Genomic DNA, 15,296 nt, shown 5'->3' with positions numbered 1-15,296 from the left:
CCGTGTCAAACCAGGTAGTCGCGCAGGGCGTGCTGTACGCACGGTGTGTCGAGCAGCGAGCTGTTGTGGAAAAAGCGCACGATGTTGCCCACCAGCGGATGGTGACGATTGATCGGGAAGGCCAGCCCGGCCATCTCGTCTTTCAGTGCGCGGCGGGTCGCATCGTTGACCGGCAAGGCATCGATCAGGCGCAGGTCGAAGGCTTTCTGGATGTCATTGGTGAGGTAGTGGCCGATGAACACCGGCAGGATCTGCGCGATGCATTCGCGATCCGCATCGCTCGCGGTGTGCCAATAGATGCGCACCATCCGCGCCCAGAAGCTCGAGTGCCGGCCCTCGTCGAGCAAGTGGTCGGCCATCAGGCCCTTGATCGATGGCTTGACCGTGTCGTCCCGGGCGAACGCCGCGACATCACCGGTCACGGTGTTCTCGGCGATGGCGACGCAAATCAGCTCCACGGCGCTGCGCAGGTGTTCCGGGGCCAGTTCGACGGCGGCCGGAATCGCCCGGCTCAGTTCGATTTCATTCGGCAACTCGATGGGCTCGATGCCGGTCATGGCCACGGTCTGCTGCATGAAATCCATCGCCACCAGCGCGTGGTAATCCTCGTCCACGACCACGGTCATGGCGTCGTAGCGACAGGCGAACGGGAAGGCCACGGCGAAGCGGTTCTTGGCGATGCTGCGGGCGGTCTTGTCGACGATCTCGGTCTCGAAAATCACCACGTCGTTGATGAACTTGTACAGCGTCTGCACCAGGGCAAAATCACGCTGATCCGGACATTCGCGCAGGAAGGTTTCGCTGAGCACCAACGGCTGGCGGCTGAGCGGATAGATCAGCCGCGCGTCGTCCTCCAGTATGCGGCGTGGCCGGGTGCGGATGGTGGCGCGGCTTTCCCAGGCGTCGGCGAAGGATTGGTAGTCGGCGGCGTTCATTCGGCCACCTCCGCCAGCGGCTCGCGCATGCTCAGGAGCAAGCCGTCCCACAACGCGATACGGCTTTCCACGGCGGCGATGGCGCTGGCATAGACTTCGGCCTCACGCTGCGGATCGCCATCGACCAGGCGCTCCAGCAGTTGCTCGGCGGCCGGGCCGTGGTCTTCGGAGTCGACTTCGATGTGTCGCTCCAGGTAGTAACGGAAGGTCGGCGCCTGTTCGACACCGATGCCCCAGGCGTCGAGCATGCGCTGGAACATGGTCGGGATCACGCTCTCGCGGCCATGCAGGAAGGCGGCGGCGACGCTGTGCCCCGGTGCATGCAGCGCGGTGTGCAAGGTGTCACGAACGAACTGCGCGGCGGCCGGGTCGACCTCGACACTTTGCAGCGCGACGTCATAGCTCACGCCCTCCTGTTGCAGCGCGACAAAGCGCTCCACCGCCGAGGTGCTCGCACCGACTTCGCGCATCGCATCCAGGTACAACTCGAAATGACTGTAATGCCCGTGTGACAGCCGATCGTCCGACTCTTCGCCCAGCACGATTTCATTGATCAATCGTGCGGCATGGGGATCGCGCGGCGGCAGCCACGGCAGGCGGGTGCAGGTCAGTTCCTGTTGCAGGCGTTTGGTCAGCGACATGAAATCCCATACGGCAAAGACATGGGATTCCATGAAGCGTCGCAACACCGACAGCGAATCGATTTCGGAGAAGATCGGATGAACGCTGAGTTCGGCTTTCTTTTGGGCGAGTTGTTCTTTAGTTGGCATTATTGCGAGCCTCTGGCTTATAGGGATATAGGGACTGCTCAATCAATGGCTAACAACGTTGGATATGGTTTCCAGGCGAGCGATAGCCTCATTCGTTTCGATGAAAGTTGAAGTTGTATGGAGAGGCCTGGTACATCGGAACGCCAGTAAAGACTGACGTGCAACGGGCCATTTTGTTGGAGCTTGCCGGATTTGCGGTTGGGCGCAAAACCCGGCGAAGAAAAACTAATACATCGCAAAACAACTTAACAAGTATATTTTTAATTAATTTAAGTTTGCTGTTTTTCAAGTATGAGCGGGGCTGATAAAACTTTTAATTTAAGTTTTATTTGGGCGTAGTTGCTCCTTCCGGCTTTTAAAGGCCAAAATTGAATAACAAGAGTGAATGCCTCACTCAAAGCAACTTTTGAAGTAAGTAATTGAAATGATCTGAGGGGATGAAGTTGGCCTGATACGGCGGCGAATCTTCCTTTTCCCGTGACAAGGCTCCTTCCGTAGGTTCCTGTTGCGGGGACTGCTGCCGGGGCGGCGCGTCCCCGTTCTATTTGGGTTGGCGATTCAAGGGTGCGCGTAAATCGGCGCCGCGGCTATCGTCGAAAATGACTTCCTTGCGGTGCAATTTCCGGGCTGCCCAAAGCAGGGGGGAGGTTAGAGCGAAGGCGCCGAAGTGCCACGGCAATTGAGCGTGACCGGCGTGGGGATTTGTAAGCGGGTTATTCGCCGGGTGAGCGGGAGCTCACCCGGAAGGGGACATCAGCGGGCTGTCTTGCGGTTTTGTGCGGCGGGGCTGGCGAGGTAACGGGTGATGACCTCGACACCGCGGTTGAGGTGCTGCTCCAGCAATGCCACTGCGAGCGGGGTGTCCCGTTGCTGCACGGCTTGCAGCAGAGCGCGGTGATCGTCCTGGGAGATCTTGCCCAGGCCCATGGCCTCGAGGTTGAAGCGCAGGAAGCGTTCTTCTTCATTCAAACCGTCCTCGACCAGCCGCAGCAGACGGCCGTTCGGGGATTTGCTGTAAAGCGTCATGTGGAACAGGCGGTTGAGCCGGCCGATTTCGGTGTAGTCGTGCTCGGTTTCCAGCTCTTCGATGTAGCCGGCGGCGCGCTCGTGATCGGCGCTGGTCAGCAGCGGGATCGACTGGCGCAGGGCTTCGGACTCCAGCAGGATGCGCAGCTCGTAGGTTTCGGTCGCGTCGCCCTGGATCAGCGGCGCTACCACGGCGCCTTTGTGGGCAACCACGCTCAACAGGCCCTGGGCTTCCAGTTGACGCAACGCTTCGCGTACCGGCATGCGGCTGACGCCGAACAGGTCCGCCAGGTCTTGCTGGCGCACGGCGGTACCGCAGGGCAGGCGCCCGTCGAGGATTGCCGAGCGCAGGGTTTCTTCGATGACCGAGCGCGCCAGATGCGCGGGAATCGGCCCTTCGACTTTGATGCTGTGGAGTGGCTTGGGCTTCTGGGTCACAACTGCACACCCTGTTGACTGCTGAATTTGGATCCAAAGGACACTAGTGATTGCTCTACAGGTTGTCAAACCGTGTAGAAGAACCCTGTCACATCTGAAGTTTAGCGCGCACGCGATGATCTCAGGGTGCCATTGTTTTTTGCTCGGCTAACCTTCACCATCAAACGCCTTTCCTCCTGCCCTGGATGCCTTGCATTGGCGGTACGTTTCGCGATTCCCCGGATTGCGCGCTGGCTGGCCTGCGCGCTGCTGCTGGCCGGCATCATGCTGGGCGGCCTGCATGCCGATTGGGATTTTTCCGCGATCAGCCGCAAGGCCACGGCATTGTACGGACCGCTGGGCGCCGGGCAACAACGGATCGATGCCTGGCAGAATCTGCTGGCCACCCAAAAACAGGTCAGCGAGATGGAAAAGCTCAAAGTGGTGAACCTGTTTTTCAACAAACAGATGCGCTACGTCGAGGACATCGACCTATGGGGCCAGGTCGATTATTGGGAGACCCCCATCGAAGCCTTGTGGAAAGGCGCCGGCGACTGTGAAGACTACGCGATCGCCAAGTATTTCAGCCTGCGCCATCTCGGCGTGGCCAGTGACAAGTTGCGCATCACCTACGTCAAGGCCCTGCGCCAGAACCGCGCGCATATGGTGTTGACCTACTATTCCAGTCCCGATGCCATGCCGCTGGTGCTCGACAGCCTGATCGACCCGATCAGGCCGGCGTCCGAGCGAACCGATTTGCTGCCGGTCTACTCTTTCAATGCCGAAGGTCTGTACCTGCCGGGGGCCAAGGGCAACAAAAAGGTCGGCGACACCAAACGCCTGTCACGCTGGCAGGATGTGTTGAAGAAAATGCAGGCCGAAGGATTCCCGGTCGAGACGACTAACTAGGAGCACGCGCTCAGATGTCCTTGTTCAAACAGCTGTTGATCGCTATCTGTCTGTTCCTCGTGGTCGCCTTCACCGGCAGCTTCATGGTCAGCCTGGAGAGCTCGCGCACCCAGTACGTCAACCAGTTGCGCTCCCACGCCCAGGACGCCGCCACGGCGCTGGCGTTGTCGCTGACCCCGAACATCGACGACCCGGCGATGGTCGAGCTGCTGGTCAGTTCGATCTTCGACAGCGGTTATTACTCGAGCATCCGCGTGGTCGATCTGAAGACCGACCAGACCATCGTCGAGCGCAGCGGCATTCCCGCCGTCACCAACGTGCCGGACTGGTTCGTCAAACTGATCGGCCTGGAACCGGCCGGCGGCGATGCACTGGTCAGCCGTGGCTGGGAACAGGCGGCGCGGGTCGAGGTGGTCAGTCACCCGATGTTCGCGTTGGCCAAGCTCTGGCAGAGCGCGCTCGGCAGCCTGGGCTGGTTGCTGGTTTGCGGTGCCGTCAGTGCCGTGCTGGGTGCGCTGTTGCTGCGCCGGCAATTGCGGCCGCTGGATTACATGGTCAAGCAATCCCACGCCATCGCCCGTCGCGAATTCCTCAGCCTGCCGGACCTGCCGCGCACGCCTGAGCTGCGTCGCGTGGTGCTGGCGATGAACCAGATGGTCGAAAAGCTCAAGGCGCTGTTCCAGGAGCAGGCCGAGCGCAGCGAAAAACTGCGCACCGAGTCCTATCAGGACAACCTCACCGGGCTGGCCAACCGGCGCTACTTCGAGATGCAACTGAACGCCCGGGTGAGCAACCCGGAACAGGCCAGCTCAGGTTACTTGCTGTTGCTTCGGGTCAAGGATCTGGCGGGTTTGAACCAGCGCCTTGGCGGTCAGCGCACCGATGAACTGTTGAAAGCGGTCGGCCAGCAACTCTCTCGCGAGTGCGCCAAATACCCGGAAACCCAGAACCTCGTGACCCGTATCCGTGGCGGTGAATTCGCCGTGCTGGCGCCGGGGCTGACTCGCGAAGAAGCGCTGCAACTGGCGCAGAACCTCGACAGCGCCCTGGGCAGCCTGCACGCGACGGGCGCCACCGACGTGGCCGCCGTGGCCTCCATCGGCGTGGCACCGTTCGCCCACGGCGATTCCCCACAAGCGGTGCTCAGCCTCGGCGATCAGGCCCTGGCTCAGGCCGAAGGTCAGGGCGAACAGAATTGGGCGTGCCTTGACCAGAGCCTGGTGGCGGACGTCGGCGACGATCACCACGCCTGGCACCGCTTGCTCGATCAGGCGCTGAATCAACGGCGCTTCGAGCTGTTCTTCCAGCCGGTAGTCGCAGCGCAGGACACGCAATTGGTGCTGCATTACAAAGTGCTGTCGCGCCTGCTCGACGAACAGGGCCAGACCATTCCCGCCGGGCGTTTCCTGCCATGGCTGGAGCGCTTTGGCTGGACCGCACGGCTGGACCGGCTGATGCTCGAGTGGGTGCTGGAGCAAATGGCCGGCCATGAAGAGTCCCTGGCGCTGAACCTGTCCTCGGCGACCCTGGCCGATCCGCAGGCGCTGAACAAAGTCTTCGAGATTCTGCGCTCGCATTCCAATCTGGGGCCACGCCTGACCCTGGAAATCGGCGAGGAACAATTGCCGGAACAAGCGGTGCTGGAACAGTTGACCCGGCGCCTGCGCGAACTCGGTTTCTCCCTGAGCCTGCAACGCTTCGGCGGGCGCTTCAGCATGATCGGCAACCTGGCGCGGCTGGGGCTGGCGTACCTGAAGATCGATGGCAGCTACATTCGTGCGATCGATCAGGAGAGCGACAAGCGCCTGTTCATCGAGGCGATCCAGCGGGCGGCGCACAGCATCGATCTGCCGCTGATTGCCGAGCGGGTCGAGACGGAAGGGGAGTTGTCGGTGATTCGCGAGATGGGCTTGTACGGGGTTCAGGGGCAGCTCTTCGGTGAGCCTCGGCCTTGGCGGTGAGTCATTAAAAGCCACGCCCTCACCCTAACCCTCTCCCGGGGGGAGAGGGGACCGATTGGGGGATATTGGAGGGTCCGCCGACCTGAACGATTCGCCGTGAATCCATAATCGACTCGATTTTTCAGGTCGGCGTATCGCGTAAGACACCTCGGTCAGTCCCCTCTCCCTCCGGGAGAGGGTTAGGGTGAGGGCCGGCTTTTGATCTGCTTCTACAGGTGGATCAGATCAACCCAGTCTCTTCATCATCAATCAACTGGCTCAACCCACCCAACGCTTCCCGGGCCTGGGTCCGGTCCATCAACTTGGCCTGGGCCGCCGGCGGCAGGTCGGTGACGCGGATCACGCCTTTCTGGGTCAGGACCTGAATCAGGTCGTCGAGTACCCGAATCATCTCCAGGTCGCTCTGCTTGAGTTGCTTGAGGCTGTTTTCCACGGCCGCGTTGGCAAACCAGGCCTGGATTTCATGGTGGTCGGCGGGCAGCGTTTCCGTGGCCTCGGCCCAGGCCGCAGCTTCCACGCGAACCAACTGACCCTGTGCATCGCGTTGCACGTAAAACATTGAGCATCCCTCGGAAATGGACCGGCGTCATGCTGTCAGCAGCATAGCCAACTGCACGGGAGTATGCGGTGCGGCGACGCAATCGTCACCGGGAAGAAAGATGCAAACGTGACGGCCGCCCCATTGGGGCGGCCGTTTTGTTCACGCATCAGCTGTTGTTGTGGTCGACCTTGATGGTCGGATCGCTGCCGGCAATCAGGTTGTGAATGTTGGCAGTGGACCAGTTGTTGCCTTCCAGCTTGATCGTCACGTCCGGTGTGGCGGCAGCCGCATCGGCGGAGTTGAACTTGCCCGCCGAACTGACTTGCAGCGACGACACGCCGTCGACCGTGGTGATCTTCAGGAAGTTGTCGATGGTGCTGCCGGACTCGCCCTGCAGCAGGTCGCGCAGGTCGATGCGGTCACCTTCGCTGGCGTTGAAGTCCTTGATCACATCGTTGCCGGTATCGCCTGCTTTCCAGACGAAGGTGTCGGCACCGGAACCGCCGATCAGGATGTCGTTGCCCTGGCCGCCGATCAGCGTGTCGTTGCCGGAGCCGCCGAGCAGGATGTCATTGCCCTTGCCGCCATCGAGCACGTCATTGCCGCCGCCGCCGAACAGGATGTCATTGCCCGCGCCACCCAGCAGCGTGTCGTTGCCGTCATGGGCACCGGACACATCGAACGCCTGATAGTGCTCGGTGATGTACTGGTGCACGTTGCTGGTGGTGACTTTGCTGACATCGACGCCGGTCTGCTGCGCAACGAACGCCTGCATCGCCTGGTAACCCTCGCCGGCAATGCCGTTGAAGCTCACCAGATCGCCGAACAGGATGTCGTTGCCATCGCCACCGTTGACGGTGTCGTTGCCCGGCATCGTCGCTTCGGTGTGGCCGATGATCGAGTTGGCCAGGTCCTTCGGATCGATGTTGGTCTGCGGGTTGTGATCGGTGTCGTACGGTTTCAGGTCGTTGAGGCTGACACCGCTATTGATCCCGATGGCTTCCACATTGGACAGATTGCCCAGCAGTGCGAAGGCGCTGTTGGCGTTGTCGGTGGTGGCCTGGCTGGTGCTGCTGCCGGAGCCTGCCAGGCTCGACAGCTCGTAGGTGCCGTCGCCCTGGGCGTGGATGGTGCCCACGTTGCTCCAGTTCCAGCTGCCGTTCTTGTACGTCTGCAGGACCACGGCACCCGCTGTGCTGATGGTCAGGTAGTGAGTGCTGTCGATGTAGGTGCTGAAGCTGTCGCCCAGTTTGTAGTTGCTGGTCTTCACCACGTCGTCGAGCTTCACGTTGCCGTACAGCGTCGGGTTGGTCTGCTCGCCGCTCTGGTAGTAGGTCGGCTGGCCGTCGGTGATGAAGTACGTGAGGTTCTTCGCCCCGGTGTTGGCCACGGCTTCGGCGCTCTGGAAGAAGTTGGCCGTAGCCTTGAACACGTCTTCGTAGTTGGTGCCGCCGCCGGAGGTCATCGAGTCCAGCACTGCCTTGAGCTTGGTCAGCGCGTTCGGGTCGTTGAGGTTCACCGACACCGACTTGTTGACCTGGGTATCGAAGTCCACCAGGAAGATGTTCACCGTACCCGAGTTGTTGCCCATGCTCTGCTTGAGGGTGTTGAACACCGAGGTCAGCGAGTCTTTGGCAGCGTTGATCGACGAGGTGCTCATGCTGCCCGAGCTGTCGACCATGAACGCGATGTTGTAGTTGGTGCCCGGCACCACGGTCAGGCCGCCGATGTCGGCGACGATGATGTCGTTGCCATCGGTGCCGGTGACGGTGTCATCGGCCGAGGTGGCGACAATCGAGTTGTAGACCGCCGGCACCACGGAGACCGGAATGGTCGCGGTGGTGCTGGCCGAGCCGCCCAGCGCCTCGGTGGAGGTCGAGGTCACGGTCAGGTTGAACTGGCCGTTGTAGTAGGCCGGCGGGGTCACGGTCAGGCTGCCGAGGTTCCAGCCGGTGACGTTGGCGTCGCCGCTGGTGGCGGTCACGGTGAAGCTGTGGCCCGCGCCGTCGCTGAGCACCGAACCGACCGGTGCGCCGCTGATCTTGATGCTCAGGGTTTCCGAACCGTCGGTGTCGGTCAGCGCGGTGCTGATCGACGACAGTTTCACGGTGGTGCCTTCGGCGCCGGTGTTGAGCTTGTAGCCGTCGTAATAGCCTTCGCCGTTGGTGCCGTGCAGGTCGGAGACGGTCACGCCGGAGTTCACCAGGTCCTGTACGCCGGTGTAGATCGGCACGCCGGCACTGCTCAGGTCGATCGCCGTACCGCCGTTGACCGACAGGTTGACGTCGTAGCTGCCCGGGCCGCTCTGGTTATGGTGGTAGATCTCCAGGGTGTAGTAACCGCTGGTGGTCGGGGTGAACGAACCGTTGAGGTTGCCGCCCGCGCCCCAGGTCGTGGAGGCCACATTCTTGCCACCGATGTTCACCAGCAGGCTGTCATCGCCGGTGCCGGTGAAGGTGTAGGTCTTGCCGGCTTCGAGGTAGATCAGGCCGGAGGTCTTCGACGCCGTGCCCGCGGCTACGCTGCCGTCGGACTGCACGTTGGTCACGGTGCCGCTGGTGTTCGGTTTGCCGGCGCCGTCGATCACGTTTTTCAGGGTGGTCGAGTTGGCGCCGCTGCCATCGGTGCCCAGGCCCGACAGGCCGGTCCAGACTTCCTTGATCAGCCCGGTGGACTTCACGCTGTTGTCGGCCACCGACAGGGTCGGCGCATCCGCCACCGGCGTGATGTCGATCTTGATCGTGCCGGTGTTGCCCAGCAGTTGGCCGTCGGTTGGCTGGAACTTGATCTGCGCGTAGTCCGCCTGGTTGTTGCCCAGACCGGTGCCGCCATAACCGTTCGCACCCGATTCGTTGGCATCCGGCAGGAAGCGCAGCTTGCCGGCGTCGATGTCGGCCTTGCTGAAGGTCTGGTTGGTGGCGACGTCTTTCCAGGTCGAACCGTCCAGGTACTGCAGTTTGCCTTCGCCCGGCAGCTGGGTGATTTTCACGCCCAGGCTCGAGGCCGGGCTGTCCACGTCGGTGACACCGAAGGTCGACCAGCCGAGGATCAGCGGGGTGTCTTCGGTGCCGGTGACATTGACCGGTGCTGCGACCGGCGCGTCATTGACGGCCACCACGTTGACCGTGGTGGTGGCGACGTTGGAGTAGTTGCCGCCATCGGTCACCGTCACGGTGATGATGCGCGGCACGGTGCTCGGATCTTCACTGTTGTTGGTGAAGGTGATGTTCTTGATCTGCTGCATGTAGTCGGCCAGCGTCGCGTTGCCCGACAGGGTCAGCGTGATCGAACCATCCTTGCTGTTGGCATTGATGGTGATGCCGTTGACGCTGTTGCCCAGGTTCAGCGAGTCGCCCGGCTGACGGTTGGTCAGCACGATGGTGGCGCCGGTCAGCATGGTGCTGTCCGGGTCGGTGATGCTGATGTCGGTATCGGCGATCGACACACCCGCGCCCGGGGTGTTTTCGGTGAAGGTCACCTTGTAGTCGGCCCCGGTGGCGCCGCTGGAGTTGTTGGCGTCGAGGTCGAGAACCGGAGGCGCATCGTTGTCGATGATCGAGGTGCTGACGCTGCCGTTGGTGCTGCTGACCGCCAGGTTTTCGAAGTTGCCGCCGGTGGCCGAGTCGATCTTGACCACGAAGTTCTCGGTGCCTTCGGTGATCTTGTCGTCGATGGTCGCAACATTGAACTGCGCGCTGCTGGCGCCCGCCGGGATCTTCACGGTGTACACGCCGGTGAAGTCCGAACCGTCGGCGGCGGTGCCGCTGTAGACGATTTTCAGGGTCACTTCGGTTTGCGCCGGGTGGGTCAGGCTCACGGTATAGGTCGCGGTCTGGCCTTCGGTCACCGAGGTGCTGCCGGTGATGCTGACGGTGGTGGTGTCGATGGTGTCGGTGACGTTGGTCACCGCTGGCGTGTTGCTGGTCACCAGATTTTCGAAGTTGCCGCCCGTGGCGTTGGTGATCGTTGCCTGAACTGTGCCGGCGTCCTTGTAGACGTCATCGGCCGGCGCAGGAACGGTCACGGTGCCGGTGGTTTTACCGGCCTCGATGGTGATCACGGCGCCGTTGCTCAGGGTCACGGTCACCGGGGTGCCCGCAGCGTTGGTCAGGGTGGCGGTGTAGATGATCGAACCGCCCTCGGCGACCGAATTGGTGGCGCTCAAGGACAGGTTGGTGGTGTCGATGGTATCGGTGACGGTGGTGCTGACCGGAGTCTTGTCGGCCACCAGATTCTCGTAGTTGCCACCGCTTACGCCGGTGATCGCGTTGGTCAGTGGCGCATGACCATTCAGCACGTCGTTCGGCGCGGTGGTGGTGACGGTGCCGGTGGTCTTGCCGACTTCGATGGTGATGGTCTGGCCGTTCGACAGAGTCACGGTCACTGGCGAGCCGGTCACTGGCGCGCCGACAGTCGCGGTGTAGACAACGTTGCCGCCCTCGGCCGCTGTTGCGGTCGCGGTCAGCTTCACGGTGGTGGTGTCGATGGTGTCGGTGACGCTGGTCACGGCTGGTGTGGTGCTGGTCACCAGGTTTTCGAAGTTGCCACCGGTGGCGTTGGTGATGGTTGCCTGCACGGTGCCGGCGTCTTTGTAGACGTCGTCGGCCGGTGCCGGAACGGTCACGGTGCCAGTGGTTTTGCCGGCCTCGATGGTAATCACCGAGCCGTTGCTCAGGGTCACGGTCACCGGGGTGCCTGCCGCGTTGGTCAGGGTCGCGGTGTAGGTGATCGAGCCACCTTCGGCCACGGTGCCGGTCGCGGTCAGAGACAGGTTGGTGGTGTCGATGGTGTCGGTGACGGTGGTGCTGACCGGCGTCTTGTCGGCCACGAGGTTTTCGTAGTTGCCGCCGCTGACGTTGGTGATCGAGTTGGTCAACGGTGCGTGACCATTCAACACGTCGTTCGGCGCGGTCGTGGTGACGGTGCCGGTGGTCTTGCCGATGTCGATGGTGATGGTCTGGCCGTTGGACAGGGTCACGGTCACTGGCGAACCGGTCACTGGCGCGCCGACGGTCGCGGTGTAAGTAACGGTGCCGCCTTCAGCCGCCGACTCGGTCGCGGTGAGTTTCACCGTGGTGGTGTCGATGGTATCGGTGACCTGGGTCACCGCAGGAGCCGTGCTGGTCACCAGATTTTCGAAGTTGCCACCAGTGGCGGACTTGATCGTCGCTTCTACGGTGCCGGCGTCCTTGTAGACGTCATCGGCCGGTGCCGGAACCGTCACGGTGCCCGTAGTTTTACCGGCCTCGATGGTGATCACGGCGCCGTTGCTCAAGGTCACGGTCACCGGGGTGCCCGCAGCGTTGGTCAGTGTGGCGGTGTAGATGATCGAACCGCCCTCGGCGACCGTATTGGTGGCGCTCAGGGACAGGTTGGTGGTGTCGATGGTATCGGTGACGGTGGTGCTGACCGGCGTCTTGTCCGCTACGAGGTTCTCGTAGTTGCCGCCGCTGACGTCGGTAATCGCGTTGGTCAGTGGTGCATGGCCGTTCAACGCATCGTTAGGAGCGGTGGTGGTGACGGTGCCGGTGGTCTTGCCGACTTCGATGGTGATTTGCTGACCGTTGGACAGGGTCACAGTGACTGGCGAACCGGTCACAGGTGCGCCCACAGTCGCGGTGTAGGTGACTGTCCCGCCTTCAGCCGCCGACTCGGTCGCGGTCAGTTTGACCGTGGTGGTGTCGATGGTGTCGGTAACCTGAGTCACGGCCGGAACGGTGCTTGGCACCAGGTTCTCGAAGTTGCCGCCAGTGGCCGTCGAAATGGTCGCTTCGACTTTGCCAGCATCCTTGTAAACGTCATCGGCCGGAGCCGGAACGCTTACGGTGCCAGTGGTTTTACCGGCTTCGATGGTGATCACCGCGCCGTTCGACAGGGTCACGGTCACCGGGGTGCCGGCCGGATTGGTCAGGGTCGCGGTGTAGACAATCGAACCACCCTCGGCTACCGAGTCGGTGGCGGTCAGGTTCAGGTTGGTGGTGTCGACCGTGTCCGAAACCGAAGTGTTGGCCGGTTTGCTGTCGACCGCCAGGTTTTCGTAGTTGCCACCGGTGGCCTTGTCGATGGTCACGCTCAGCGAGCTGCCGCCCGCCAATGGGCTGTTCGGCGCGACGAAGTTCACGGTGCCGGTGGTCTCGCCCACGGCGATGGTGATGGTCTGACCGTTGGACAGGGTCACCACGACCGGCGAACCGGTCACTGGCGCGTTCACGGTCGCGGTGTAGACCACGGTTTCGCCTTCGGCGACGTTGGCGGTAGCGGTCAGCGACACGGTGGACGTGTCGATGGTGTCGTGAACGGTGGTGACCGCCGGGGCAGTGCTGGTGACCAGGTTTTCAAAGTTGCCGCCGGTGGCGCCCTTGATGGTCGTTTCAACGGTGCCGGCGTCCTTGTAGACGTCGTCCTTCGGCGCGTCGACGGTCACGGTGCCGGTGGTTTTGCCGGCTTCGATGGTGATCACCGCGCCATTGGACAGGGTCACGGTGACTGGCGAGCCGGCGGCATTGGTCAGGGTCGCGGTGTAGACGATCGAACCGCCCTCGGCCACGGAGCCAGTGGCGCTCAGGGTCAGGTTGGTGGTGTCGACGGTGTCGGTGACCGTGGTCGAAACCGGGGTCTTGTCGGCCACGAGGTTTTCGTAGTTGCCGCCGCTCACGCCAGTGATCGAGTTGGTCAGGGGCGGATTGCCGGTCAACGCATCGTTCGGCGCGGTGGTGGTCACGGTACCGGTGGTCTTGCCGACTTCGATGGTGATTTGTTGACCATTGGCCAGGGTCACGGTCACAGGCGAGCCGGTCACCGGCGCACCAACAGTGGCGGTGTAGGTAACGGTGCCGCCTTCAGCTGCGGTTTCGGTCGCGGTGAGTTTCACCGTGGTGGTGTCGATGGTGTCGGTGACTTCGGTGACGGCCGGAACAGTGCTTGGCACCAGGTTCTCGAAATTGCCGCCGGTTGTACCGGTAATGCTGACTTCGACTTTGCCCGCATCCTTGTAGACGTCATCAGCCGGAGCCGGAACAGTCACGGTACCGGTGGTTTTACCGGCCTCGATGGTGATGACCGAGCCATTGCTCAAGGTTACGGTCACCGGCGTACCGGCCGGGTTGGTCAGGGTGGCGGTGTAGACGATCGAACCGCCCTCGGCCACGGAGCCAGTGGCGCTCAGGGTCAGGTTGGTGGTGTCGACGGTGTCGGTCACGGTGGTGCTGACCGGTGTCTTGTCGGCTACGAGGTTCTCGTAGTTGCCACCGGTCACGCCGGTGATCGAGTTGACCAGAGGCTCGTGACCGTTCAACGCGTCATTCGGCGCGGTGGTGGTCACCGTGCCGGTGGTTTTGCCGACTTCGATGGTGATCTGCTGACCATTGGCCAGGGTCACGGTCACTGGCGAACCAGTCACCGGTGCGCCAACAGTGGCGGTGTAAGTAACGGTGCCGCCTTCAGCCGCCGACTCGGTCGCAGTCAGTTTGACTGTGGTGGTGTCGATGGTGTCGGTGACTTCGGTAACCGCTGGAACAGTGCTTGGTACCAAGTTCTCGAAGTTGCCACCGGTTGCATCCTTGATGGTCACTTCGACTTTGCCAGCGTCTTTGTAGACGTCATCGGCCGGAGCCGGAACGGTCACGGTGCCAGTGGTTTTGCCCGCTTCGATGGTGATGACGGAGCCGTTGCTCAACGTCACGGTCACCGGGGTGCCGGCAGGGTTGGTCAGGGTAGCGGTGTAAACAATCGAACCGCCCTCGGCCACGGTACCGGTTGCAGTCAGCGACAGATTGGTGGTGTCGACGGTGTCGGTCACTGTGGTGCTGACCGGAGTTTTGTCAGCTACGAGGTTTTCGTAGTTACCGCCGCTCACGCCGGTGATCGAGTTGCTCAACGGTTCATGACCGTTCAACGCATCGTTCGGTGCGGCGGTGGTCACGGTGCCGGTGGTCTTGCCGACTTCGATGGTAATGGTCTGACCGTTGGCCAGGGTCACGGTGACCGGGGAGCCCGTCACCGGTGCGCCAACAGTGGCGGTGTAAGTAACGGTGCCGCCTTCAGCTACCGAAGTGTCAGCGGTCAGTTTCACGGTTGAAGTGTCGATGGTATCGGTCACTTCGGTAACCGCCGGGACAGTGCTCGGAACGAGGTTCTCGAAATTGCCGCCGGACGCATCCTTGATGGTGACTTCGACTTTGCCGGCGTCCTTGTAGACGTCATCGGCAGGGGCCGGAACAGTCACGGTGCCGGTGGTTTTGCCGGCTTCGATGGTGATCACCGCGCCGTTGGACAGGGTCACGGTGACCGGCGTGCCGGCCGGGTTGGTCAGGGTCGCGGTGTAGGTGATCTGGCCACCTTCGGTGACGCTGCTGCCCGCCGTCAGGGTGACGGTGGTGGTGTCGATGGTGTCGGTGACCTGGGTCACGGCCGGCGTGGTCGGCACGGTGACAGTAATGCCATTGCCACCGGTGGTGCCGGTGACGGTCACGTTGATCTGGGTCGGGTCGTTGTAGACCGTGTCATTCGGGGCCAGCGGCACGTTGACGGTACCGGTGGTGGAACCTGCCGGAATCACGATCACCGCGCCATTGGACAGGGTGACGGTCAGGTCGGTCAGCGGCGCCTGGGTCAGGGTCGCGGTGTACACCAGCACGCCGCCGGCTTCGGTGATGGTCGGCGTGGCGCTGAGGCTCAGGGTCGAGTCGCGCAGGGCGTTGGTGGTGGTGTCGGTGGTCTGGCCACCGGTGATGTTCTG

6 protein-coding genes and 1 pseudogene are annotated in these 15,296 nt (G+C 62.3%); 2 read left to right on the top strand and 5 right to left on the bottom strand.

Annotation, left to right across the window (positions count from 1 at the left end; translation table 11 throughout):
• Nucleotides 1–5: 5 nt before the first annotated feature.
• From OQ248_RS09865 to OQ248_RS09855, 3 genes are all read right to left on the bottom strand, one after another.
• Nucleotides 6–935 carry a diiron oxygenase gene (locus tag OQ248_RS09865; protein WP_265812735.1) on the bottom strand — a complete coding sequence of 310 codons (930 nt, stop codon included), beginning with the start codon at nt 933–935 and terminating at the stop codon, nt 6–8.
• Nucleotides 932–1,708 (bottom strand): DUF3050 domain-containing protein, encoded by a 777-nt coding sequence (locus tag OQ248_RS09860; RefSeq protein WP_265815081.1) that lies wholly within the window; start codon nt 1,706–1,708, stop codon nt 932–934. The genes OQ248_RS09865 and OQ248_RS09860 overlap by 4 nt, the downstream gene beginning before the upstream one ends.
• 750 nt (nt 1,709–2,458) lie before the next feature.
• Nucleotides 2,459–3,169 (bottom strand): GntR family transcriptional regulator, encoded by a 711-nt coding sequence (locus tag OQ248_RS09855; RefSeq protein ID WP_134828692.1) that lies wholly within the window; start codon nt 3,167–3,169, stop codon nt 2,459–2,461.
• Nucleotides 3,170–3,364: 195 nt separating this feature from the next.
• Here OQ248_RS09855 and lapG point away from each other — a divergent pair, with 195 nt between their 5' ends.
• Nucleotides 3,365–4,057, top strand: a complete 693-nt coding sequence (gene lapG / locus OQ248_RS09850; protein ID WP_248744649.1) for a cysteine protease LapG — start codon at nt 3,365–3,367, stop codon at nt 4,055–4,057.
• 14 nt (nt 4,058–4,071) lie between these two features.
• Nucleotides 4,072–6,018 carry a cyclic di-GMP receptor LapD gene (lapD, locus tag OQ248_RS09845; RefSeq protein WP_265812734.1) on the top strand — a complete coding sequence of 649 codons (1,947 nt, stop codon included), beginning with the start codon at nt 4,072–4,074 and terminating at the stop codon, nt 6,016–6,018.
• Nucleotides 6,019–6,238: 220 nt separating this feature from the next.
• Here lapD and OQ248_RS09840 read toward each other — a convergent pair whose 3' ends face one another.
• Together OQ248_RS09840 and OQ248_RS09835 are read right to left on the bottom strand one after the other, a co-directional pair.
• Nucleotides 6,239–6,577 carry a tryptophan synthase subunit beta gene (locus OQ248_RS09840; RefSeq protein WP_085712603.1) on the bottom strand — a complete coding sequence of 113 codons (339 nt, stop codon included), beginning with the start codon at nt 6,575–6,577 and terminating at the stop codon, nt 6,239–6,241.
• Between the two features lie 148 nt (nt 6,578–6,725).
• A pseudogene (locus tag OQ248_RS09835) lies at nt 6,726–15,260 on the bottom strand (LapA family giant adhesin); the annotation flags it as partial.
• Between the last annotated feature and the right edge of the window lie 36 nt (nt 15,261–15,296).

This window comes from Pseudomonas sp. COW5 (genome assembly GCF_026240005.1).
GTDB lineage: Bacteria > Pseudomonadota > Gammaproteobacteria > Pseudomonadales > Pseudomonadaceae > Aquipseudomonas > Aquipseudomonas kribbensis.
The sequence above is the reverse complement of the archived record's forward strand: the minus strand, read 5'-3'. Positions and strand labels throughout refer to the sequence as shown.